Origin of the sequence: Pontibacter chitinilyticus, from assembly GCF_039748935.1 — a bacterium.
Taxonomy (GTDB): Bacteria; Bacteroidota; Bacteroidia; order Cytophagales; family Hymenobacteraceae; genus Pontibacter; species Pontibacter chitinilyticus.
On sequence record NZ_JBDIZJ010000013.1, the window covers coordinates 25,538 to 48,132 of the forward strand.

22 protein-coding genes are annotated in these 22,595 nt (G+C 51.8%); 16 read left to right on the forward strand and 6 right to left on the reverse strand.

Annotation, left to right across the window (positions count from 1 at the left end):
- Positions 1-9: 9 nt before the first annotated feature.
- Complete coding sequence (locus ABDW72_RS16910; protein ID WP_347159782.1) at positions 10-2,934, reverse strand: serine hydrolase domain-containing protein; 2,925 nt, start codon at positions 2,932-2,934, stop codon at positions 10-12.
- Between the two features lie 446 nt (positions 2,935-3,380).
- Between ABDW72_RS16910 and mutL the strand changes: the two genes are divergently transcribed.
- The 4 genes from mutL (at position 3,381) to ABDW72_RS16930 (ending at position 7,597) form a co-directional block, all read left to right on the forward strand.
- Positions 3,381-5,225 carry a DNA mismatch repair endonuclease MutL gene (gene mutL / locus ABDW72_RS16915; protein WP_347159783.1) on the forward strand — a complete coding sequence of 615 codons (1,845 nt, stop codon included), beginning with the start codon at positions 3,381-3,383 and terminating at the stop codon, positions 5,223-5,225.
- Positions 5,226-5,383: 158 nt separating this feature from the next.
- Entirely contained in the window at positions 5,384-6,163 is a 780-nt protein-coding gene (locus tag ABDW72_RS16920; protein WP_347159784.1) for a rhomboid family intramembrane serine protease, read from the forward strand.
- 9 nt (positions 6,164-6,172) lie between these two features.
- Entirely contained in the window at positions 6,173-7,090 is a 918-nt protein-coding gene (locus ABDW72_RS16925; RefSeq protein WP_347159785.1) for a rhomboid family intramembrane serine protease, read from the forward strand.
- Positions 7,091-7,096: 6 nt separating this feature from the next.
- Positions 7,097-7,597, forward strand: coding sequence for a barstar family protein (locus ABDW72_RS16930; protein WP_347159786.1), 501 nt, complete (start codon positions 7,097-7,099; stop codon positions 7,595-7,597).
- A gap of 134 nt (positions 7,598-7,731) precedes the next feature.
- Here ABDW72_RS16930 and mdh read toward each other — a convergent pair whose 3' ends face one another.
- Both mdh and tilS read right to left on the reverse strand, forming a co-directional pair.
- Positions 7,732-8,670, reverse strand: a complete 939-nt coding sequence (gene mdh, locus ABDW72_RS16935; protein WP_347159787.1) for a malate dehydrogenase — start codon at positions 8,668-8,670, stop codon at positions 7,732-7,734.
- A gap of 191 nt (positions 8,671-8,861) precedes the next feature.
- Complete coding sequence (tilS, locus tag ABDW72_RS16940) at positions 8,862-10,193, reverse strand: tRNA lysidine(34) synthetase TilS (RefSeq protein WP_347159788.1); 1,332 nt, start codon at positions 10,191-10,193, stop codon at positions 8,862-8,864.
- A 142-nt stretch (positions 10,194-10,335) separates the two neighbouring features.
- Between tilS and ABDW72_RS16945 the strand changes: the two genes are divergently transcribed.
- From ABDW72_RS16945 to ABDW72_RS16985, 9 genes are all read left to right on the forward strand, one after another.
- Positions 10,336-11,973 (forward strand): OstA-like protein, encoded by a 1,638-nt coding sequence (locus ABDW72_RS16945; protein ID WP_347159789.1) that lies wholly within the window; start codon positions 10,336-10,338, stop codon positions 11,971-11,973.
- A 66-nt stretch (positions 11,974-12,039) separates the two neighbouring features.
- Complete coding sequence (locus ABDW72_RS16950; protein ID WP_347159790.1) at positions 12,040-12,864, forward strand: outer membrane protein assembly factor BamD; 825 nt, start codon at positions 12,040-12,042, stop codon at positions 12,862-12,864.
- A gap of 10 nt (positions 12,865-12,874) precedes the next feature.
- Positions 12,875-13,204: a DNA-directed RNA polymerase subunit omega gene (locus ABDW72_RS16955; RefSeq protein WP_347159791.1), complete on the forward strand. Its 330-nt coding sequence runs from the start codon at positions 12,875-12,877 to the stop codon at positions 13,202-13,204.
- Positions 13,205-13,213: 9 nt separating this feature from the next.
- Positions 13,214-13,774, forward strand: a complete 561-nt coding sequence (locus ABDW72_RS16960; protein WP_347159792.1) for a flavoprotein — start codon at positions 13,214-13,216, stop codon at positions 13,772-13,774.
- Positions 13,755-14,417 carry a bifunctional phosphopantothenoylcysteine decarboxylase/phosphopantothenate--cysteine ligase CoaBC gene (coaBC, locus tag ABDW72_RS16965; RefSeq protein ID WP_347159793.1) on the forward strand — a complete coding sequence of 221 codons (663 nt, stop codon included), beginning with the start codon at positions 13,755-13,757 and terminating at the stop codon, positions 14,415-14,417. Before ABDW72_RS16960 ends, coaBC begins: the two co-directional genes overlap by 20 nt.
- Entirely contained in the window at positions 14,410-15,315 is a 906-nt protein-coding gene (gene porD / locus ABDW72_RS16970; protein WP_347159794.1) for a type IX secretion system protein PorD, read from the forward strand. Before coaBC ends, porD begins: the two co-directional genes overlap by 8 nt.
- A gap of 72 nt (positions 15,316-15,387) precedes the next feature.
- Positions 15,388-15,618, forward strand: coding sequence for a hypothetical protein (locus ABDW72_RS16975; RefSeq protein ID WP_347159795.1), 231 nt, complete (start codon positions 15,388-15,390; stop codon positions 15,616-15,618).
- Positions 15,619-15,753: 135 nt separating this feature from the next.
- The gene (recN, locus tag ABDW72_RS16980; RefSeq protein WP_347159796.1) at positions 15,754-17,451 is read left to right on the forward strand and encodes a DNA repair protein RecN; all 1,698 of its coding nucleotides are present in this window, start codon (positions 15,754-15,756) and stop codon (positions 17,449-17,451) included.
- A gap of 57 nt (positions 17,452-17,508) precedes the next feature.
- On the forward strand, positions 17,509-18,321 hold the full coding sequence (locus ABDW72_RS16985) for an enoyl-ACP reductase FabI (protein WP_347159797.1): 813 nt from the start codon (positions 17,509-17,511) through the stop codon (positions 18,319-18,321).
- A 125-nt stretch (positions 18,322-18,446) separates the two neighbouring features.
- Here the strand turns inward: ABDW72_RS16985 and ABDW72_RS16990 are convergent, their stop codons facing one another.
- The 3 genes from ABDW72_RS16990 to ABDW72_RS17000 all read right to left on the reverse strand — a co-directional run bounded on the left by ABDW72_RS16990 (position 18,447) and on the right by ABDW72_RS17000 (position 20,692).
- Complete coding sequence (locus tag ABDW72_RS16990; protein WP_347159798.1) at positions 18,447-19,958, reverse strand: M28 family peptidase; 1,512 nt, start codon at positions 19,956-19,958, stop codon at positions 18,447-18,449.
- Positions 19,959-20,062: 104 nt separating this feature from the next.
- Positions 20,063-20,434 carry a cupin domain-containing protein gene (locus ABDW72_RS16995; RefSeq protein ID WP_347159799.1) on the reverse strand — a complete coding sequence of 124 codons (372 nt, stop codon included), beginning with the start codon at positions 20,432-20,434 and terminating at the stop codon, positions 20,063-20,065.
- Positions 20,435-20,455: 21 nt separating this feature from the next.
- The gene (locus ABDW72_RS17000; protein ID WP_347159800.1) at positions 20,456-20,692 is read right to left on the reverse strand and encodes a Kazal-type serine protease inhibitor family protein; all 237 of its coding nucleotides are present in this window, start codon (positions 20,690-20,692) and stop codon (positions 20,456-20,458) included.
- Positions 20,693-20,891: 199 nt separating this feature from the next.
- Between ABDW72_RS17000 and ABDW72_RS17005 the strand changes: the two genes are divergently transcribed.
- From ABDW72_RS17005 to ABDW72_RS17015, 3 genes are all read left to right on the forward strand, one after another.
- Entirely contained in the window at positions 20,892-21,287 is a 396-nt protein-coding gene (locus ABDW72_RS17005) for a CsbD family protein (protein WP_347159801.1), read from the forward strand.
- A 158-nt stretch (positions 21,288-21,445) separates the two neighbouring features.
- Positions 21,446-21,895 (forward strand): YtxH domain-containing protein, encoded by a 450-nt coding sequence (locus ABDW72_RS17010; RefSeq protein ID WP_347159802.1) that lies wholly within the window; start codon positions 21,446-21,448, stop codon positions 21,893-21,895.
- A gap of 240 nt (positions 21,896-22,135) precedes the next feature.
- Positions 22,136-22,561 (forward strand): YtxH domain-containing protein, encoded by a 426-nt coding sequence (locus tag ABDW72_RS17015; protein WP_347159803.1) that lies wholly within the window; start codon positions 22,136-22,138, stop codon positions 22,559-22,561.
- Positions 22,562-22,595 lie beyond the last annotated feature (34 nt).

The following is a 22,595-nucleotide window of genomic DNA, read 5'->3' on the forward strand; positions in this document are numbered from 1 at the left end:
AATTATCTTTTATGTTTTAGGTATGAGGGCTTTATAAACTACGTCGTGTATGCGTGTGCGGATATTGTACTTGACGAGTTTATTATTGCCTGCATCCGGGTACACTCTGTTAGACAGGAAGATATAGATCAGCTGGTTGTCAGGGTCTACCCAGGCGCCGGTACCGGTAAAGCCGGTATGGCCAAAGGTACTCGGGGGCGCCAGGGCAGAGGTAGGGCCTCCGCCCTCGGGCTCTGGTTTGTCCCAACCCAGGCCGCGGCGGCTATCCTGAAACTGCTTCTTCGAGAACTCCGTCACCACGTTGGTGTTAAAGTAGTCGTGGCCGCCATACTTGCCATTGTTCAGGTCCATCTGTAATAAAATAGCCAGGTCGTTGGCGTTGGAGAACAAGCCGGCATGGCCTGCCACACCGCCCAGCATGGCAGCGCCGGGATCGTGCACTGTGCCCCAAATGAGGTTATGGCGGAAATAGGTATCATCTTCCGTCGGGGCAATAGAAGCCATCGGGTGCTCCAGGAGCGGCTTATAGCCCATGGTGCTCAGGCCCAGCGGCTCATAAAAATTTTGCTCCATAAACTCGTCCAGCGGCTGGTTCAGCAGCTTTTCTGCCACGCGCTTCAGCACGTAGAAGTCGAGATCACTATACGTATAGCCATAGCCATTGCCATCTTTGCGGCGCGGCAGCAGGCGGGAGTTCAGGATCCAGGTCCACACCGAGTCTTCTATAGCTTTCGCCGAGAAGATCTCCGGCGTTACCTCGTTCGGATAATAATCAGTCTGGGTGCTGGCGTAGTACACATCTTTTGTTTTAACAGAAGCCAGCGTTTTCTGCCAGGCCGGTAGACCCGGCAGCAGGCCTGCCTGGTGTGTCAGCACATCGCGCAGTACCAGGTCCTTCTTATTGGAATTCTTTAGTTCGGGCAGGTATTGGGCTACTTTGGCGTCCAGGTTAAGTTTGCCTTGGTCTTTCAGAAACATGATGGCCTGCAGCGTAGCCGCCACTTTTGTGATCGAGGCAATATCGTAAATGGTGTTACCCGTCACTGGCTTCTCCTTGTCGTAAGTATAGTAGCCATAGGCCTTGTCGAAGATCACGGTGCCATTTTTTACGACCAGTACCTGGCAGCCGGGCGTGGCAGCATAGGCAATAGCTTCCAGGGCAATGTTATCGATCTGCTTCAGCGTTTTTGAATCCATGCCCACACTTTCCGGGGTGCCATACTTCAGGCGGTTGATGGCGGGTGTAGTCAGGCCCATACCCGCTTTATACTTGGCCGATGCCGTAACCGGCAGCTTGCCTTTGGCAGCGCGGGCACCGAACAGCGCCTGCGGCACCACCTCCTGCGATACCGGGTTATCTTCGTAGCCGCACACCAGCCACTTGCTGTTCTCAAAGAATTTCAGGCTATAGGCATTGCCCATCACCACCACCACTACTTTTTTGTTGGTGCGCTCCTGCAGGTAATGGATAAAGGCCCGTGTGCCCACCCCTACGCCAAAGTCTTTGGAGGGTGTCAGGTTCATGTTATGCACGCTTACCACCACCACATCGTTATCTTTCAGTTTGGGGATGATCTTGAGGAAAGCAGAGTCGGGCGCAAAGCGGTCGGGAATGGCGAACTTGTCAACGGGCGCATATTTACCCAGCATCTGCTGAAACTTGTTGTCGGCCGGTACACCTACCGCCACCGAAGCAATGCGCATGGTATCCAGGTTTTTGAACGGCAGCAGGCTGTCGGCGTTCTCCACTACGGTTACGGAGTGCTCGTATAGCTCCTCCTGTATCACGTTGCTGATAGGCCGGTCCATGTCTTCTTTCAGGTCTGTTAGTTCCACCGGTTTATACTTGTTCAGACCGGCCCAGTATTTGGCATGCAGAATTTTGCGCACGTGCTGCTCTACTTCATCTGCCTGTACCAGGCCTTTGGCTATGCCAGCTTTTATACGCATAATAGCCGTGGGCACGTCTTCGGGGAACAGCAATACATCGTTTCCGGCCATCAGCGCGCGCATGTCTACCTCGCCCGGCGCAAAATAGCTGCTCACCCCTTTCATGTTCAGAGCATCGGTAAACACCAGCCCGTTGAACTTCATTTTATCTTTGAGCAGGCCGGTAACCAACGGGCGGGAGAGGGTGGTAGCCAGATTCTTGGTCGAGTCGATAGCGGGCATGTAGAGGTGCGCCACCATTACGCCCATAACGCCGGCATCAAATGCCTTTTTAAACGGGTAAAGCTCTACCTCCGTGAGACGCTTCATGCTGTGCTGCACCACCGGCAGTGCCAGGTGCGAGTCGGTATCGGTGTCACCATGGCCGGGGAAGTGCTTGGCCACGGCTATGACGCCGTAGTCCTGCAGGCCTTTGATGTAGGCCACACCGCGCTTGGTTACTTCTTCTTTCGATTCGCCAAAGGAGCGGCTGCCGATCACCGGATTCGCCGGGTTCACGTTCACGTCCATTACCGGCGAAAAGCTCACACTTACGCCCAGGCGCTTCATCTTCAGAGCAATCTCACGCCCCATCAGGTAAATATACTTGTCACTGTCCAGGGCGCCCAAGGTCATCTGGCGGGCAAAGTGCATGCTGCTGTCCAGGCGCATGTCCAGGCCCCACTCGGCATCCATCGCAATCAGCAGGGGCACCTTTGCCTCGCCCTGAAAGCGGTTGGTGAGTTTGGCCTGCCGCACCGGACCACCCTGCATAAACATCATACCGCCAATGCCGTAGCGGATCACCAGCGTATCGAGCTCCTGAAAGTGCTTTTCGTTTTTGTTGGAGTAAGCGGCCACCATAAAAAGCTGGCCCAGCCGCTGGTCCGGGGTGAGGGACGCATATACGCTGTCGACCCAGTTTTTTTCCTGTGGGTTCACAACCAGTTCATCCGATGACTTTAAAGACATCAGTGGCCCCATCGAGAAAATAACTAAAATCAACAACCCTAAAGTAAAACGCTTCAACATCCTGGCACCGGTGTATTATAATTGGAACAAGTCAAAATTAAGCCTATTTTTGCGAAAGGCAGCACGGTACATCAGCCAAATTTGAGGCGCTGCCGTGCAGCCTCTGCAGATCGTAAAAGAAGTTGGACTATTCAAATGTCTGCCTGAGATCAAAGATGGCCAGTTAAGTATAGCTGTTATGTATGCTAACGCCATAAGTACCGGTATTGATACAAGCAGTCAGGTAAACCGCAGCTTTTGCAAACCGAATCAGTACCTGAAGCTCCAGCCTCTTTTAAGAACTGGTCTGTAAATTAATAATAAATTTACTTCTGATTAAGTTCTGTTTTTACAATTTAGTAAAAGCAATTTTCTGGCCTGTTTAGGCAAATGAAATTGCATCAGAAGGGAAATACTTTTTAAAGGAGCGTTAGAATCGAATGCCCGACATTATACATTTATTGCCTGATTTCCTGGCCAACCAGATTGCTGCCGGTGAGGTGGTGCAGCGCCCTGCCTCTGTGGTAAAGGAGCTGCTGGAGAATGCCATCGACGCCCGGGCCACCAGTGTGCAACTGCTCGTAAAAGAAGCCGGAAAGCAACTGCTGCAGGTGGTAGACAACGGCATCGGCATGTCAGAAACGGATGCCCGCATGTGCTTTGAGCGCCACGCCACCTCTAAAATCAGTACTACCGAAGACCTCTTCCGCATCCGCACGATGGGTTTCCGGGGCGAGGCCATGGCCTCAATTGCGGCAGTGGCGCAGGTGGAGATGAAAACCAGGCCGCACCAGTCCGACATCGGCACGCGCCTGGTGGTAGAGGGCTCGGCCATCGTCGTACAGGAGCCCGTAGCGGTGCCCCCCGGCACCTCGATCTGCGTGAAGAACCTGTTCTTTAACGTGCCTGCCCGGCGCAACTTTCTCAAATCAAATGCGGTGGAGATGCGCCATATTCTGGATGAGTTTCAGCGGGTGGCGCTGGCATACCCCGAAGTAACGTTTACGCTGCACCACAACGACCTGGAAGTGTTTAATTTGCCGGCTACCAAGCTGAGCCAGCGCATTGTGAACATGTTTGGCAGCAACTACAAGGAGCAGATGGCTTACTGCGAGGAAGATACGACTTTCCTGGCTGTGCGCGGCTACATCGGCAAGCCGGAGTTTGCCCGCAAAACACGTGGCGAGCAGTTCTTTTTTGTAAACAATCGCTTTGTGAAGAGCGGCTACCTGAACCATGCCGTGATGACGGCCTTCGAGGGCCTGCTGCCCAAGGACAGTTACCCGTTTTATGTGCTGTTCATTGAGCTGGAGCCGGAGAAGATCGACATCAACGTACATCCTACAAAAACGGAGATCAAGTTTGAGGACGAGAAAACGGTGTATGCCATTGTACATGCCGCTGTTAAAAAGGCGCTGGGCACACACAACATTGCTCCCTCTTTAGATTTTGACGGCGATGTGAACTTTGCGCCGCTGCAGCCCATCCGGATACAAGGCGGGCAAAACGAGTTTGATGATGCGCCGCGTACGGAGAACGGGAGCAGTTTTTCGGGCTTTACAGCTCCGGCTGCCTCCCCGAAACGCGCTACCTCCAGGGGCTGGGAGCAACTGTATGAGCCCCTGCGGGAGCAGCCGGCACAGGGAGAGCATTATACTTCTGCTTCGTCGGGGATGGGGCTGTTGGACGATGCTTTTGCTACCGATATGCCTGCCGCTGCTACCAAAGCAATTCAGATTCACCAGAAATACCTGCTGGTGCAGGTTAAGTCAGGGGTGATGATCGTGGACCAGCAGGCTGCGCAGGAGCGTATCTTGTATGAGAAGTATGTGGCTACGCTGCAGAAGAAATCCGTTACCTCTCAGGCGCTCCTCTTTCCGCAGACCATTGATCTGCCGCCGGCTGATGCTGCCTTAATTAAAGAGCTCACAGCGGAGTTTCAGGACATGGGCTTTCAGTTCGAGGATTTCGGGGGCAACACCATCATTCTGAATGGTATACCAGCCGACATCCATGCCCCCAACGAGAAAGAGTTGCTGGAGGAACTGATCGAGCAATACAAAAATAATTCAGCTACGTTAAAGCTGGATAAACGTGAGAACTTGGCCCGTGCTATGGCCAAGCGGCTGGCCTCGCGCCTGCAGCCCCGCATGACAGACCTGGAGATGAACTCGCTGGTAGACAAGCTTTTCGCCTGCCAGGTGCCCAACTATACCCCCGGTGGCCAGAAAACGCTGGTGATTATAGAACTGGGCCAGTTGCAGGAGTTGTTTCTGAAAGGCTGAACAGAATTCTAAAGAACTGGTTATTGGGTTGTTAACCCGGAGCAAGTATAAAAAAGCACGATCGGGGTTAAGCGAACCACGCATGCATAACAAGTATACTTACCGCTGCGCAATAGCTATTGCGCAGCGGTAAGTATACGTGAAGAAACAATTGAAATATGTTCAACATCACTCCGATGGTCAGGAATATCCTGATCGTAAACGTAGTCGTATTCCTGTTGCAATTAGGGGGCATCATCAGCACTGAAGCATTTGCACTGCACTACTTCGGCTCTGATTATTTCAGGCCGGTTCAGCTGCTGACGCACATGTTTATGCATGGCAGCTGGGGACACTTGTTTGGTAACATGTTCAGCTTTTTTATTTTCGGGCCTATGCTGGAGCGCTACTGGGGGGGCGAGAAGTTCCTGGCTTTTTACCTGATCTGCGGCCTTGGGGCCAGCCTCTTATACTCCGGTGCGCGCGCTTATGAACTGAACGGGCTGAAGCAGGAAACATCTCTTTACCTGGAAAACCCCTCACCGGCAGCGTTTAACAGCTACATGGATGACCATGTAGGGCCGGGCGCAGGACGGGAGCTGGCTGTAGCATACCTGCGCAATGCTGACCAGGCAGAATATGTGGAAGCCAGCAAAGAAATGGTAAGCCGCGTATACAATACCGTTTATAACAGTCCGATGCTGGGTGCTTCAGGTGCTGTATTCGCTATTCTGATGGCTTTCGGAATGCTGTTCCCTAACCTGGAACTGATGCTACTGTTTCTGCCCATACCAATTAAAGCTAAATACTTTGTGCTGATCTACGGTGCCTTTGAACTTTACTCAGGCTTTAACCGCATGCCGGGCGATAATGTGGCGCACTTCGCACACCTGGGCGGCATGCTGTTTGCGTATATACTTGTGAGAATGTGGCAACGAAATAATTTCCAGGAACATTAGCAGACCATAATGAGCATTTTTGAAGATATCAGGGACTCGTTCCGGCAACCTAATAATACCCTTAAACAACTTATACTGATCAATGTGATCGTGTTTGTGGTGCTCATTGTACTGCGAACCGTCCTATACTTGTCTGAGAACTCGGGCATGTATAACCTGCTGATGCGCTACCTGGCCCTAAACTCGGAGCCGGCGTACTTCTTTACCCGCCCCTGGACGCTGATCACCTATTTCTTTACGCACGAAGGCTTCCTGCATATTCTCTTCAACATGCTGAACCTGTATTGGTTTGGGCAGCTGGTGCGCGAGTACCTGGGCGATAAAAAGCTGCTGAGCCTGTATGTGCTGGGAGGTATTGCCGGCGGTATTTTATACTTGCTGTGTTACAACTTTATCCCATACTTTGCCGACAGGGCTTCTTTTTCGCTGATGATCGGGGCGTCGGCTAGTGTGCTGGCCATTGTGGTGGGCGCGGCGACGTTGCTGCCAGACTTCTCTTTTAACCTTATCCTCATCGGCCCTGTCAAGATCAAGTATATCGCGGCTTTTCTGTTGCTGCTTTCTATTTCCGGCGCTGTGGGCGACAATGCCGGCGGTAATCTGGCCCACCTGGGCGGCGCCCTGATCGGTTGGGTATTCATCCGGCAGCTGCAGCGCGGCAACGACCTGGGCCGGCCGGTACTCGCCGTAACCGGCTTTTTCAGCAGGCTCTTTTCGCGGCGCCCTAAACTTAAAGTAACACACCGGCAGGCAGCTTATTCTTCCCGCACCAATGGCAGTGGCCGTACTGCTTCCGCTAATTATCCCGGCAAACCTGATCAGGACGAGATAGACCGCATCCTGGATAAGATCTCCAGTTCCGGTTATGAAAGCCTCTCCAAAGAAGAGAAACAAAAGCTCTTTCAGGCCAGCCAAAAGGATAGCTGAGTATACATGGCAGCTTTCAGAAATGAGCCCGGGGAGTGGCAGCGGCTGGACTGGCAGATCCTCCGGAATGGCTGGGCCTGCCTGTATCATCGCCCGGAGTTCCTGCTCATCGACATCAGCTGGTTTCGTAAAGAGCGGTACAGGGTTGTGGAGTTCGACTGTTCCAGGTGGGGAGATGAAGCAGCCATGCAGGCCGACCTGAAGTTACGGTTCCGGCTACCGGAGAGCTTCGACAGTAACCTGGATGCCCTGAAAGACAGCTTAACGGAATTTAACATCACCGGCGCCGGGCTGGTCGTTGTGCTGCATCATCTGGATGTGGTGGCACAGGAAACCGCACAGGCTCTGCTCGATACACTGGCAGAGAACGCCCGATACCACCTGCTAATAGGTGAGCGCGTATTGACGCTGGTACAAGTGGATGCTGCACAGGCTACCTACACGACTGCCGCAGCCAAACCCTTGCCCTGGAACCCGCATGAGTGGACAAGCCTTCCGAAACTATAAATATAGCAGAGCTTACGGTGCTCTTTTACAGAGTTATTAGAGAGCGCTACAGGTATAAACAAGTATAAGTATAAACAGCAACGCCGCTCCTGCACAGGAGCGGCGTTGCTGTTTATACTAAGTATGGCGAAGGCCTACGCGTTGGCGTTGATCTTGTCCAGCGCTTCCATTACTTCTTTTACGTGGCCGCGGGATGTCTCCAGCAGTTGCTGCTCTTCGTCGTTCAGTTGCAGTTCGATTACTTTCTCGATGCCGTTTTTGCCAAGTATAACCGGAACGCCCAGGTATACATTGTCCATGCCGTATTCGCCTTCCAGCTTCACGCAGACCGGGAACACGCGGCGCTGGTCGCGTACGATGGCTTCTACCATTTGTGCGGCGGCTGCGCCAGGGGCATACCAGGCAGAGGTGCCCATCAGCTTCACCAGTTCGCCGCCACCAGACTTGGTGCGCTCGATAATGGCGTTCAGTTTATCTTCTTCGATCAACTCGGTTACCGGAATACCACCTACAGTAGTGTAACGCGGCAATGGTACCATCGTGTCGCCATGGCCGCCCATCAGCACAGCCTGAATGTCTTTCGGAGATACGTTCAGTGCCTCGGCCAGGAAAGCACGGTAGCGGGCAGTGTCCAGAATGCCGGCCATACCCATAACTTTGGTGCGGGGCAGCTTCGAGGTAATGTGGGCTGCATACGTCATCACATCCAGCGGGTTAGAAACCACAATGATGATGGCATTTGGCGAGTATTTCACCACATTCTCTGTAACAGATTTCACGATGCCCGCATTGGTAGAGATCAGGTCGTCGCGGCTCATGCCGGGCTTGCGCGGCAAACCGGAGGTGATCACCACGACGTCAGAATCGGCAGTGCGGGAATAATCGTTGGTAACACCCACAGTGCGGGTATCATATAAGTTGATAGGCGCTTTTTGCCAGATATCAAGTGCTTTGCCTTCAGCAAAACCCTCTTTAATATCCACTAGTACTACTTCGTTCGCGATCTCGCGGTAAGCCAGTACGTCGGCACATGTTGCCCCAACGTTACCAGCTCCAACTACGGTTACTTTCATTGTCGGATATAGTTTATTTTAGTTTGAAATTCTATAAACTCCTGTAAATTTAGAAAAATCTATCGGGAATAGCACCTTTCGGCGCAAGTATCACACCGCCCATAGCACAGCTAAACTAAATTATACTTTCAGCCTGAAAAGTAGGGCATCCCAACCGGTCCAAACTGCTGCTGCAGAAGCCGTGCTGCCTGTTACGAAGTCCGGTTCATACCTATCTCCACGACCCGCGTCGTTTTTTCTGTCACCTTGAAGCGGTTATCAGGGCGCTGGCCTACTACCCAGGCAATAGACTGGTTAGAGACTAGTACCAGTATTTGGCTTTTAAGGTTGGCCGGTACCTTCCGGTCGATCAGGAAATCGCTAATCTTCTTTTTGCCGTTCATGCCAAGTGGCACAAACCAGTCGCCCTCCTGCCAGGCTCGCACTTTCAACGGAAAGCGCAGCTGATCGGCATCCAGCGCAGCTACATACGGTTTGGTGTTGAGTTTATAAGTATCGGCTGCTTCATACCTGATGGTGAAGTGTACTGTGCCGGCCTCCGCCTTAGTATCGCCTTCGTTGATAAGGATGCTGCCGAAGCTGCTCAGGTCGCGGGGCGTGAGCACCAACTGGTCACGGTCTTTCACCAACGTATGAGTAGGAGAGAGGAACTCTTTACCTGAGATGCCTTCCAGCGCCTCTACCAATTCCAGCACCACACTGTAGCTGAAGTTGTAAGGACGCAGCAGCTCGTGCAGCACCACGGGCAGGCCCTTGGCCTGGCGCAGCGGCTCCAGCGATACATACACGGCCTCCGCCGTTTCTGTTATACTTTGGCTGCGCAGGTTTTCGATGTACCCCGCTACAATAGCTTCGGCGTGGCTCACGCGCTCTGCTGTGTGCTGCATCGTTTTCTCCAGGTTTGGGTTGATCTCTTTCAGCACCGGAATTACCTCGTGGCGGATCTTGTTGCGCTGGTACTTGGTGGTTTCGTTGGAGCTGTCTTCGCGCCATATCAGCCGCTGCGCCGTCACAAAGTCGTAAATATCGTCTTTGGTTACAGCCAGCATCGGCCGGATGATAGCACCGTTCTGTGGCGGAATGCCGTGCAGGCCGGCAATGCCGGTGCCCTTGGTCAGGTGCAGCAATATCGTTTCGGTGGTGTCGTTGCTATGGTGGGCCGTAGCAATGTAGTCGTAGCCTTCCTGCCGGCGCACCTGCTCAAACCATTGATAACGCAACGTGCGGGCGGCCATCTGGATCGAGAGCTTTTCCTGCTGCGCAAACGCTACGGTGTTGAAGTTTTCGGTAAAGAAAGGCACTTCATACTTTTTGGCCAGCTTTTTGACAAATACTTGATCGGCCTCCGCCTCTTCGGCACGCAGCCCGAAATTGCAGTGTGCGATGGCAAAATCATACTTGAGCTGGTGCAGCACCTCGCACAGCACCACCGAGTCGATGCCGCCGCTAACGGCTGCCAGTATCCTGCTCTGAGGGGAGCAGAGCTGCTGTGCTTGTATAAAACCTAAAACTTTCTGTAACATAAGGAAGCGGCTGGTATTTTTTGTAATTTTGAAGTTAAAATAGAACGAAAAGCTATTTGGCAAAAAACAAAAGCGTTTACTCTTACGGGCTCCTTTTGCGCGTCTTTTATCTTTGGTCGAACAGCCTTTTGCAGCAGAACAAATGAAGATCACAAAACTACTGTATTCTCTTGTCTTTACCCTGCTTTCCCTGTCAGTTTTCGGACAGAGTACGCCATCGGGCAAAGTGCAGGCACAGTCGGCTGAGGTGCAGTTGCTGCCGGGAAGTGATTCTTTGGTCGGCGGCGTTATCAACGGCGAAAAAGTAAACAAGCTGTATGGCAACGTTGCTTTCAAACAAAATGATGCTTACCTGTATGCTGATTCGGTGTACCAGTTTAAGGGGCGCAACGTGCTGGAGGCGTATGGCAACGTGCGCGTAAACCAGGCCGACACAGTGACGATGACGGGGCAGCAGGCCACCTATAACGGCAATACCCGCACCGCCCGCATGGTAGGCAACGTGGTGATGAAAGACCCGCGTATGACGCTCACCACCCCTAGCTTGGACTATGATATGACCACTAAAACAGCCGTATATACAGAGGGCGGCACCATTGTAGATCCGGAAAACAGGTTGCAAAGCCAGCGCGGCTCCTATGATACACAGTCGAAGATGTTCAACTTTCAGCAGAACGTGAAAGTGTTCACGAAAGACTACAACATTACCGCTGAGAACATGCAGTACAACACGCTCAGCAAGGTCGTATACTTCCAGGGGCCAACCGTGATCAAAGGGCAGCAGGGCGACCTGTATGCCGAGGAAGGTACCTACAACACGCTTACCAAAATATCCAATTTCGGACGCAATGCCTATATTCTGACACCGGAATACCGCCTGGGAGGCGATAAGCTATACTATGACCAGAACACCGGTTACGGCTTCGCCCAACAGAACGTCACGCTTAAGTCCTTGAAAGACAACATTACGGTGCGCGGCAAAGAAGGGCGCTACTGGCGCGAAAGAGGACTGGCCAAAGTATACGGCAATCCGGTAATGGAAACGGTGATGGAAAAGGACACGCTGTACATGTCGGCTGATACGCTGATCTCGCGGGAGTCTAAAACGCCTGTGATGCCCAGTATGCTGTATGCCTACCACAACGTGAAAATATACAAGCAGGACCTGCAGGGCAAGTGTGATTCGCTGAGCTTTAACCGCACGGATTCGGTGATGTACATGAATAGAAAGCCGGTGCTGTGGAACGACAGGACCCAGATGGTTTCAGACACTATCCGTATTCACCTGCGCAACAAGAACATCGACAAGATGTACCTGTTTAGCAATGCCTTTATTGCCTCTGAAGATACCATTCGCAACTATAACCAGGTAAAAGGGCGGGATATGGTAGCCCAATTCCGCAAGGGCGATATCCAGCGGGTAGATGTAAATGGCAATGGCGAAAGTTTATACTTTGCCTTGGAAGGCGACACGGCCGTAACGGGAATGAACAAGGCTATTTGCAGCAACATGATTCTGAAGTTCGGGGATAATAAGTTGAAGACAATCTCGTTTCTGGTGCAGCCTGAGGCCAGCTTTATACCACCGCACGAACTGAAGCCCGAAGAAAAGCAGCTGGAGGGCTTTAACTGGCAGGCAGAGCTGCGGCCGACCAAAGCATCGGTGCTCCATAGCCAGGTGGCGCCCAAAGTAACGCCCGTCGCAGCGAAGGCCGTGCCGGACAAGGGAGCGGCCAAAAAGTCTAAAAAAGAAAAGAAGAAAAAAAATAAGCCGCTTTAGGCTGCAGCGGCCCGCGTATATTTCTGGTTTGTAAATCACGCATATATTCTATAATTTTGCCCGTTCATGAATAGAGGCTTAATCCATACCATTGCCCTGATCGGCATGTTGCTGTTTGCTACTGGTTGCAGCGACTTTCAGAAGATACTTAAAAGCAACAATGTTGACGAAAAGTATAAGGCTGCCCTGCAGTACTACGAGAAAGGCGACTACTACCGGGCCAACCAGCTATTTGAGCAGGTACTGCCTTTAATGACTGGCAGGCCGGAGGCTGAACAGGCGAAATTCTACTTCGCCAACACGTATTTCCAGCAGCACGATTACCTGCTGAGTGCTTTCCATTTCAAGAATTTTTACGATACCTACCAGCGCAGCCCGCTGGCCGAGCAGGCCCTGTTTATGCAGGCCAAGTCGCTCTACAACCAGTCGCCGAGCTATGAGCAGGACCAGACCAGCACCCTGACCGCCATTGATGCCCTGCAGGAGTTTAAGGTGCGCTACCCGAACAGCGATCTGAACAAGGAAGCAGATACGATGATCGAAAACCTGAATGTAAAGCTGGACCGTAAATCGTACGATAATGCAAAGCTATACTATCAGATCCGGTATTATCGCTCTGCGGTGGTGGCGTTTAACAACTTTATAAAAGAGCATGCGTCTTCGCCGTATAGCGAGGAGGCTTCTTTCCTGCGCCTGGATGCGCAGTACCGCTTTGCAACGGAGAGTGTGGCCAGCAAGCAGCAGGAGCGCTATCAGGAGGCCATTGATTATTACCAGAGTTTTATAGATCAGTATCCTGAGAGCAAGTATAAGCGTAATGCAGAGCAGATCTACGACAATGCTCTGGCAGAGCTGCAGAAAGTAAAAAAACAAAATCAAGCAAATTCATAAATTAGTATATATGGCAATAGTACCATCATCTATCGTTACCCGTAACATGGCCGATCTTGCTGAGCAAACCGGTAATGTATACATGTCCCTGGCCATTATCTCTAAAAGAGCGAACCAGATCTCGGTGAAGCTGAAAGAAGAGCTTAATTCCAAACTGGCAGAGTTTGCCACGACTGTAGATAACCTGGAAGAAGTTTTCGAGAACCGCGAGCAGATCGAGATATCCAAGTACTACGAGCGCCTGCCGAAGCCAACCAACCTGGCTATTGAGGAGTTTCTGGAGAAGAACATCTACTTCCGTAAACCGGACGAAGAGCAGCAGGAAGAAATTAACCTGTAATACAGGCTAATGCTCCGGCAAAAGAAAATCATACTGGGAGTTTGCGGCAGTATAGCAGCCTACAAAGCTGCGCTGCTGGTTCGCCAACTCGTAAAATCAGAAGCAGAAGTGCAGGTAATCCTGACCACTTCTGCTTCTGATTTTATAACCCCGCTCACGTTGGCAACGCTTTCGAAGCGGCCAGTGCTCAGCCAGTTTGTGCGGGACGAAACCGGCGTATGGAACAACCATGTGGAACTGGGCCTTTGGGCCGATGCCCTGTTGGTGGCGCCTGCCAGTGCTAATACCGTTGCTAAAATGGCGAACGGCTTCTGCGATAACCTGCTTACCGCCACCTACCTGTCGGCCCGCTGCCCGGTGTTTGTAGCACCTGCCATGGACCTGGACATGTACCGGCATCCGGCGGTTCAAAGCAATTTCCGGAAACTACAGGGTTACGGTAACCGCATCATAGAGGCTGGTTATGGCGAACTGGCCAGCGGCCTGGTAGGACAGGGGCGCATGGCCGAGCCGGAAGAAATCATACAAGTGCTTGAGAACTTTTTTGCAGGTGACCAAAAGATCGTTTAAGGGGAAAACTGTTTTGCTGACCGCCGGCCCAACCTACGAGCCCATCGACCCGGTTCGTTTTATTGGCAACCATTCTACGGGCAAAATGGGCTATGCTCTGGCCGAAAGCTTTGCGGCGCATGGAGCGCAGGTGCAATTAGTTTCCGGCCCTACCAACCAGCTGGCACAACACCCAAGCATTACAGTTATACCTGTAACCACCGCCAACCAGATGTATGAGGCCGTGCGGGAGCGTGCCCTAAAGGCAGATATACTTGTTTTTGCCGCTGCTGTAGCCGACTACAGGCCGAAAGAGGTAGCAGATAAAAAAATAAAGAAATCGGGGAACGAGCTGACAATAGCGCTGGTTAAGAACGTTGATATAGCAGCAGAACTGGGTAGGCAGAAACGAACGGACCAGTTTTCGGTTGGCTTTGCGCTGGAAACAGACAACGAAGGCGCTAACGCCCGCGAAAAGCTGCATAAGAAGAACCTGGATATGATCGTACTTAACTCCCTCAATGATCCGGGGGCAGGTTTTAAGCACGACACCAATAAAATAACGGTGATAGAAGAAGCCTCTACTACCCCTTTTGCGCTGAAGCCGAAGAGCGAAGTGGCCGAGGATATCGTCTGTCTGATTTGGGAGCGACTACATGGCTAAGAAGATATTCATAATGCTGCTGCTGTGCCTTTCGGCCTGGGTAGCCCGCGCGCAGGAACTGCAGTGTGATGTGGTGGTGAACAGCGAGCAGGTACAGTCGACCGACAAGCAGCTGTTCACGGATATGCAGACGCGCATCTTCGAATTTATGAACAACCGCCGCTGGACCAACCAGCCCTACGCGCCTGATGAGCGAATCAAATGCCGTTTGCTCATCAGCCTGACGGAGATGCCTGAGATTGGTACGTTTAAAGCCAATGTGCAGGTGCTCTCGGTACGGCCGGCCTATGGCACCGGCTACGAATCAACGCTGTTCTCGTTTGTAGATAAAGACTGGACTTTTCAGTTCAGTGACGCGCAGCCGCTGGACTTCGCAGAGAACAATTATACTTCCAATCTGTCGTCGATGCTGGCTTTTTACGCCAACATGATCATTGGTATGGACAATGACAGCTTCGGTAAGTTGGGGGGAGCCCCAAACTTTGATAAGGCCCGCAGCATCCTCAACCTGGCTGCCTCTCAGGGAGCCGCCTACCCAGGCTGGAAGCCCTTTGAAAGCAACCGCAACCGTTACTGGCTCATCGACAACCTGCAGGACCCGCAGTTTGCGCCTTTCCGCCAGGGCATGTATACCATGCACCGGCAAGGGTTGGATTTGATGCTCGACAAGCCGGAACAGGCGCGCAAAGCTGTGTTAAGCGTGTTGCAAGACATGCAGAAGCTACAACAGCAGAAACCAGGCTCCGTGTTAGTCCGCTCGTTCTTTGATGCTAAGGCCGATGAACTGGTCAACATGTTCAAAGCGGCTGCCCCGGCAGATAAACAGCAGGCTTACACTATTCTCTCACAGGTAGACCCTACCAATAACAGCAAATACGAGGTTTTGCTAAAACGCTAAATTTTTTAGAATTTCCGGAAAAGCACGTATCTTCACGGGGCATAGCAGGCTGCTGTGCTAATTCGTATACCTATGGGCAAACGCCAGATCCGCATCTTCCGCAAAGACCTTGTAAATCATGCCGATGAGCTGCTGCGACAACCTGGCGTGCAGGTGGTGCTCCGTAGCAGAGTAGTGCTGCACGGCTTACTGGAAAAGCTCACTCTGGAGCAGTTACAGCTGCAGGACCAACGTTTTAGCCGCCATTTGTTGCCGCTGGACCAGGTCGATGAAGTCATCTATGATGTGGAGGCGCCCTTTTAACCGGAGCAGGTATAAAAGCTGCCGGCATACTATCGCGTACAGTTTCTCAAATTTTCCGTACCAAAAAAGCAGAATTATCGAACTTTAGCAGAGGCAAAATTCTTACTCTACTGCTAAAGCCTTGTGTCTTAAAATATGCTGATAGACCTTAAAATAAAAAATTATGCCCTGATTGAGAAACTGGAGATGAACCCATCGCCGGTACTCAATATTATTACGGGCGAAACCGGAGCCGGTAAATCCATTATGCTGGGTGCTATCGGCCTATTGATGGGCAACCGTGCCGACTCTAAATTCCTGTTTAAGCAGGACGAGAAATGCGTGATTGAAGGCGTATTTGATATCTCTTCTTACAACCTGCAGGAGGTGTTTACAGCCGAGGACCTGGACTTTGATAACCAGTGCATCCTGCGCCGCGAGATCAGCCCCAGCGGCAAATCACGCGCTTTCGTCAACGACACACCTGTTACCCTGGATGTGCTCCGTAAAATAGGCGATAACCTAATGGACATCCACTCGCAGCACGATACCCTGCAACTGGGCGACACGAGCTATCAGCTTAATATCCTGGATATTTATGCCGGCAACACGGCAGCCATGGGCAACACTACCTTCGATATTTATGCTGGCAACCTGTCGTACCTGCGGGATTACAACGAGCGTTACCGCCAGTATAAAAAGCTGGAAAATGACTATAAAAAACTGACCGAACAGCTGGCGCAGGCGCAAAAGGAGCACGACTACCATGCTTTTTTGCTGAACGAGCTGGCCGAGGCAAACCTGCAGGAGCACGAGCAGGAAGAGCTGGAGGAAGAGTTGAAGCAGCTGGAGAATGCCGAAGACATCAAGCTGAAGCTAAGCCAGGCCGTGCAAAGCCTCACAGAGTCGGAGTTTAACATCACCTCGGCGCTAAAAGATACCGTGCACCTGATCGGGCAGCTGGCGCAGTTTTCCGGTAAGTATGAGGAGCTGCGCACGCGCACCGAAAGTTGCATGATCGAGCTCAACGATATTGCAGGCGAGCTGGAAGATGCCGAGCGTAATACTGAAGCCGATCCGCAACGGACGGAGGAAGTGCAGGAGCGCCTGAACCTGATCTATACGTTGCAGCGCAAGCACCAGGCCCTGACCATTGCCGAGTTACTGCAGATACAGCGCGAACTGGAGGAAAAAGTAGGCAGCGTCCTGAACCTGGATACCGCCATTGCCAAAACCGAGAAGGCGATGAAAGTAGCGGAGAAAGAGGTGCACGAAAAAGCGGCCATACTTTCGGAGCGGCGCCGGGCCTCGTTTGATACGTTTGAGCAGGAACTCTATACGTTGGTAGCTGACCTGGGCATGCCGAACGCCCGCATCGTGATTCAGCACAATGAAGTAGCGCCAACTGCCACCGGTACTGATGAGATCAGCATCCTGTTCAGTGCTAACAAAGGCGCACAGCCGCAAACGCTTATCAAAGCGGCTTCGGGCGGTGAATTCTCGCGCCTGATGCTAAGTATAAAGTATATGCTGGCTGATAAGACAGCGTTGCCGACCATCGTATTTGATGAAATTGATACAGGTATATCTGGTGAGGTGGCCGTGAAGGTAGGCAAGATGATGCAGCAGATGGCGCAAAAGCACCAGATCATTGCCATTTCGCACCTGCCACAGATCGCTGCGCAAGGCAATGCCCATTACTTTGTATACAAGGAAGACCGGGAAGACCGCACCATCAGCCGTGTAAAGCGCCTGAACGAAGAGGAGCGTGTAAACGAGATTGCCCACATGATTGCAGGAGCCAACCCGAGCGCCAATGCCTATCAAAGTGCGAAAGAGTTGCTTTCGCTATAAGGTTTATTACTATATTGCCGCCTTAAACCGAGCAATTTAAAATAACAATAGAAACACATGTCCTACAATCTGCTTAAAGGAAAGAAAGGAATCATCTTCGGCGCACTGGACGAGAAGTCTATCGCCTGGAAGGTAGCGAAGCGTGCCAAAGAAGAAGGTGCCGAGTTTGTGCTGACCAACGCGCCACTGGCGATGCGTATGGGCGAGATCAAGAAGCTGGCGGAAGAATGTAACGCAGAGATCATTCCTGCGGATGCGACCTCAGTGGAAGACCTGGAAAACCTGTTCACAAAGGCGCAGGAAGTGCTGGGTGGCAAAGTGGATTTTGTGCTGCACTCCATTGGTATGAGCCCGAACATCCGCAAAGGCAAATCGTACGGCGACATGAACTACGAGTGGTTCCAGAAAACACTGGATGTTTCGGCCCTCTCTTTTCATAAAGTATTGCAAGTAGCTGAAAAGCTGGACGCCATTAACGAGTGGGGTTCTGTGGTGGCACTTTCTTACATCGCTGCCCAGCGCGTGTTCCCTGATTATACCGATATGTCGCAGGCTAAAGCGGTGCTGGAGTCTATTGCCCGCAACTATGGCTACCGTTATGGCCAGCTAAGAAACGTGCGCGTAAATACCGTATCGCAGTCGCCAACCAAAACCACAGCCGGTACCGGCGTAGGGGGCTTTGACGTATTTTATGAGTATGCCGATAAAATGTCGCCGCTGGGCAATGCTTCTGCGGAAGATTGCGCCAACTACTGCATCACGCTCTTCTCAGACCTGACCCGCATGGTAACCATGCAAAACCTGATGCACGACGGCGGCTTCAGCAGCATGGGTATCTCGGAAGGCATCATCGAAATGATTCAAAAGTAAGTATAAATGATGTGGATATCACATCCTGAAGTATAAAACAGAAGGGCCTTTGCTAACCAGCAAAGGCCCTTCTGTTTTATAGTCTTTATGTCGCTAAATTTGCGGTAGGAAGGAACAACTTATACTTACCGCTCCAGCTTAAAGCCCGGGTCTACGGCAGGGCGTTGCGCCGCTTGCGACACGGCCCAACCGGTGGCATACATCCAGCGCGTCATCTTAGCCAGTTTCTGTATATCGATGCCTTCGGCTTCATCTTTTGGTGTATGATAGTCGGGGTGCAGCAGCGTGGTGAAGAAGATGGCCGGAATGCCGGCGCGGGCGTAGGGAAGATGGTCGCTACGGAAGTACCAGCCTTCAGGGTGCTTCGGATCATCCCAACTTGTATCTATCGTAAAGTTGGTATACTGCTTGTTTGCCTGCATTGCAGCATCAACCAGCGTAGTAGAGTTGCGGTGCGGGGACGTAGCGCCCAACAGTGCGGCTGAATCCGGCGCGTTGCGGCCGATCATGTCGCCGTTCAGCACAGCCACGATAGCACTTTTATCCACCGTAGGATGCTCTACAAACCAGCGAGAGCCGAGCAGGCCACGCTCTTCGGCGCCATGCCACACAAACAGGGCGGAGCGCTTGCCCGGGTTCGCTACCCACGCCCGGCCAATGGCCAGCATCGCCACACTAACAGATGCATTATCATCAGCGCCGTTCCAGATCGAGTCGCCGGCGATGGGCGTGCCGATGCCGTCATGGTCGTGGTGGCCGCTGTAGAGCACATATTCCTTTTTGAGTGCAGCGTCGGCTCCCGGCGCAACCGCCACAACGTTAACCGACGGGTAAATAAAGCTTTCCAGCGTTAGGTCGGCAGTAAGCGTGGCTTTGGCCTGCTTTAGCTTGGGAGCAGTCTCCTGTTTTACAAGTATAAGCGGGGTAGTGGGGCGGGGGCCGGAGGGACTCTCCAGCAGGTATTGCCCTTCTTCAAAACCGTGTCCTGCAAAAGCCAGGCTTGCTTCAGAGGTGGGGTCTGCAACAAGTATAATGGCGGCAGCGCCCTGATTTTTAAGGGCATTGTTCTGTTGGCGCAACGCCGACAAAGTATAGCGGTAACCACTTAAGCTGATGCCCGGCGCAGGCAGTGGGTCTGGCGCCTGCAGCGGCATGGCAATTACTTTGCCTTTCAGGTTATACTTCGCCGTATCGGCCAGGGCGTTCAGCCACACCACGGGAGCATTAATGCGCGCCTGTACCGGCGATGCTACCCAGGCATCTTTCCACAAGGCCAAAGCTGTATTGCCCACTTTCAGTTGGCTGTTATCGGCTACCCGCACCCGGTGGATCGGGAAAAACTGGAAATAAGTGCTGTCCTCACCGGCAGGTAGAAGGCCGGCTTTTCGGGCCTGTTCGGCTACCCAGGCTGCGGCGCGGAGTTCGTCGGCAGACCCGGCCCTTCTGCCGCGCATGTCGTCACTTGCCAACGCGAAGAGATCCTGGCGCAGCTCACTTTCTGTAATAGCACCGAAGGCTGGAGTATTGGAGTCGGTGCCCGCCGAAGCAATAGGGGCAGCGGAACTGACAGGAGTGTTTGGGCTGCATGCCGTCAGGAGTGTGGCGGCTAACAGCAGGCTTGTAAACGTGTTCTTCATGTAGGTTAGTTAAGTTGAAAGTATACTGGCAGCCCGGTGCTGGTGAATTTTACCAGAAAGGGCCCAGCTCAATTGCTACTCTGTTTCAGTAGAAAGCCGGTAAGTTAATCGTCTTCGCGGTGTACGCTGTTGATATCAAACGCCGGTACACAAACAGACCAGTATTCTGTTTCCTCATCGTATGGGTTGGCGTAACGGATGCGGGCACCAGCTTTGATTAGGATGGATTCGCCGGCTTTTACTTCCACTTCCTCCCCATCAATCTCAATCAGTTTACGGCCGCGCAGCACAATGGTCACTTCATCAAACTCCGGTTTCTGGTGCGGCTCGCTCCAATGCGGCGGAGCTATCATGTGGGCTACACTAAAGCCGGAGGTACGGGTGGAGGCATGGCCAAAATGTTCTTCTATCATTTTACCATCATGGGTAGGTACCCGGAACGGCTTTGTTTGCTTAAAGTATTTTTTGTCGCTCATAGTCTTAAAGCTAAGTATAAATTATTGTTTCAGGGCACAGGCACCCTGGGTATACGCGGTTAGCCCGGCGCGGTCGGCTTCGCAGGCATTGCCATAGGTCTTGCCGTTGCAGCCGCACACAGGCTCGTACTGCATAGTGCAGATCTGGTCAGGATTTACTTTAGCAGGATCAATACAGACTGTTGCCACTTTAGTGCTGGTACAGGCAAACGTGGCACACAAAAAAACAAAGAGAATGGCCGCGGTTATTCTTTTCATAAGTAGGATGGTGTGGGCGCAGAACCTTATACGCGCCCGGCGCCCGGAGGTGCTGCTCTGGCCAAAGCTGAACTTACCAAAGCTTCTGCCGTATTTATCTTGAAGCGTAAATTTAGAAATAAACCAACGTTTTCTGTATGCCGGCAGCGGCAAACAAGCTAAACGGCGCTTTGCTAACAAAGAGAACTTTAAAAGAAGAATGAACATGAACGAAGACAAAGGAAAAATACTGCTGGCTACCCTGGCCGGTATTGGTGCCGGCATTGTAACCGGTGTATTGCTTGCCCCCGATAACGGCCGCACTACCCGCGACAGCGTAAAACGCAGCTTTTCGAAAGTAGGGGAAGATATGGAGCGTACAGTGAAAAAGTGGATGGACAGCCTGGAAAGCAGTGGCACGACAGATGCCGGCAGCAGCCTGGTGATGCGTGGCTCCTGGGATGATGTGAAAGGACAATTGAAGAAGAACTATGCCGACCTGACGGACGATGATTTAACGTATGCAGAAGGCCAGGAAGACGAACTGTTCGGCCGCCTGCAGCGCCGGTTAGGCAAAACAAAAGACGAGATCGTAAAGCTGATTTCAGACCTATAGGCTATAGCACTAAAAAAGCCCGGCGCAGCAGGTCGGGCTTTTTTATGGGATTGATCCTGTAATACTTACGTTTTAAAGTATAGATATAACTTAATGCTATACTTCACGTTATTACCATCAGATAAAGAAAATAATTTTCATTTCTAAATAACAGAACTATGAGAGACAATAGCGGAAAGGTATTACTTGCCCTTTTAGCTGGCGCAAGTGCCGGCGTTATCGCAGGCTTGCTAATGGCCCCCGATACAGGCGAGGCAACTCGTGATAGCGTGAAAAAATGGGCTGGCAAACTAAGCAAAGACTTAGAGAAAAACCTGCAGGCGGGGCTGGATGAAATCAAAAATATGAGCACGGATGCTTATAGCAAAGTTAGCGACATGGCCGGGGATGTGATGGGCGGTGGTTCATCAAATGCCGGTGGATCGTCTAATAACAGTGGTTCATCTAATACTGGCGGATCATCTAATACAGGTGGTTCTTCTGCATCAGGCGGAGCGAAAACAGGTGGTACTGCAACCGGTGGTTCATCTACCGGGGGCAGCACAACAGGCGGAACTTCGGGTGCTGGCAGCACTGGCGGAGGTTCTACAAGTGGTGGCCGCGTATAGTATACCACTGTCGTATATATCGGCATGATTTCCTGGGTTTCCTCCGAAAGGTTAGGTGCTCCGGAATTTCATTTGCCGCATTAAAAGAAGGCCTGTTCCTGTTTAGGAGCAGGCCTTCTTTAATTTTTAGAAGAGCTTCTTATCAACCTTCAGGCAGCACTCCCGTTAATTAAAGTATGACTTTGTTAATTACGTACGTCATACATTAACCTAAAAGAAAATAAACTTATGAGAACGAATATGGAATGCAGAACACTAGGGGAGGAAAGAGGAAACTTCAGCAACTCCAGCATACGACAGATAAAGCAGAAAAGCACTGACTTCAGCAGATCAGGAAATGGCCACAAAAGTCACAAGCAGAACGATTCGGGTACCGGAAAGCTGGCAGTTGGTTTGCTGGCAGGAGCTGGCGTAGGTGTGCTGGCAGGAATGCTACTGGCGCCCGACAAAGGCAAAGTGCTGCGGCAGCAGGTAGTGGACTCCGCCACTAAAGTAGGAGACCAGGTAAAAGAAAAAGTGAGCAGCCTGACAGGTAAAAAGGATAGTTCAACCAGCACTTCCAGTGTAGGCACAGTACACAAGAGCCCTTACACCGACCCAAATAAATGGGAAGATCAGGAAGTGAAGAACATGACGGATACAGCCAAGAACACACCTGGCCTGTAACCCATATTATAAAGTATAAAATACAAGCGCCCTG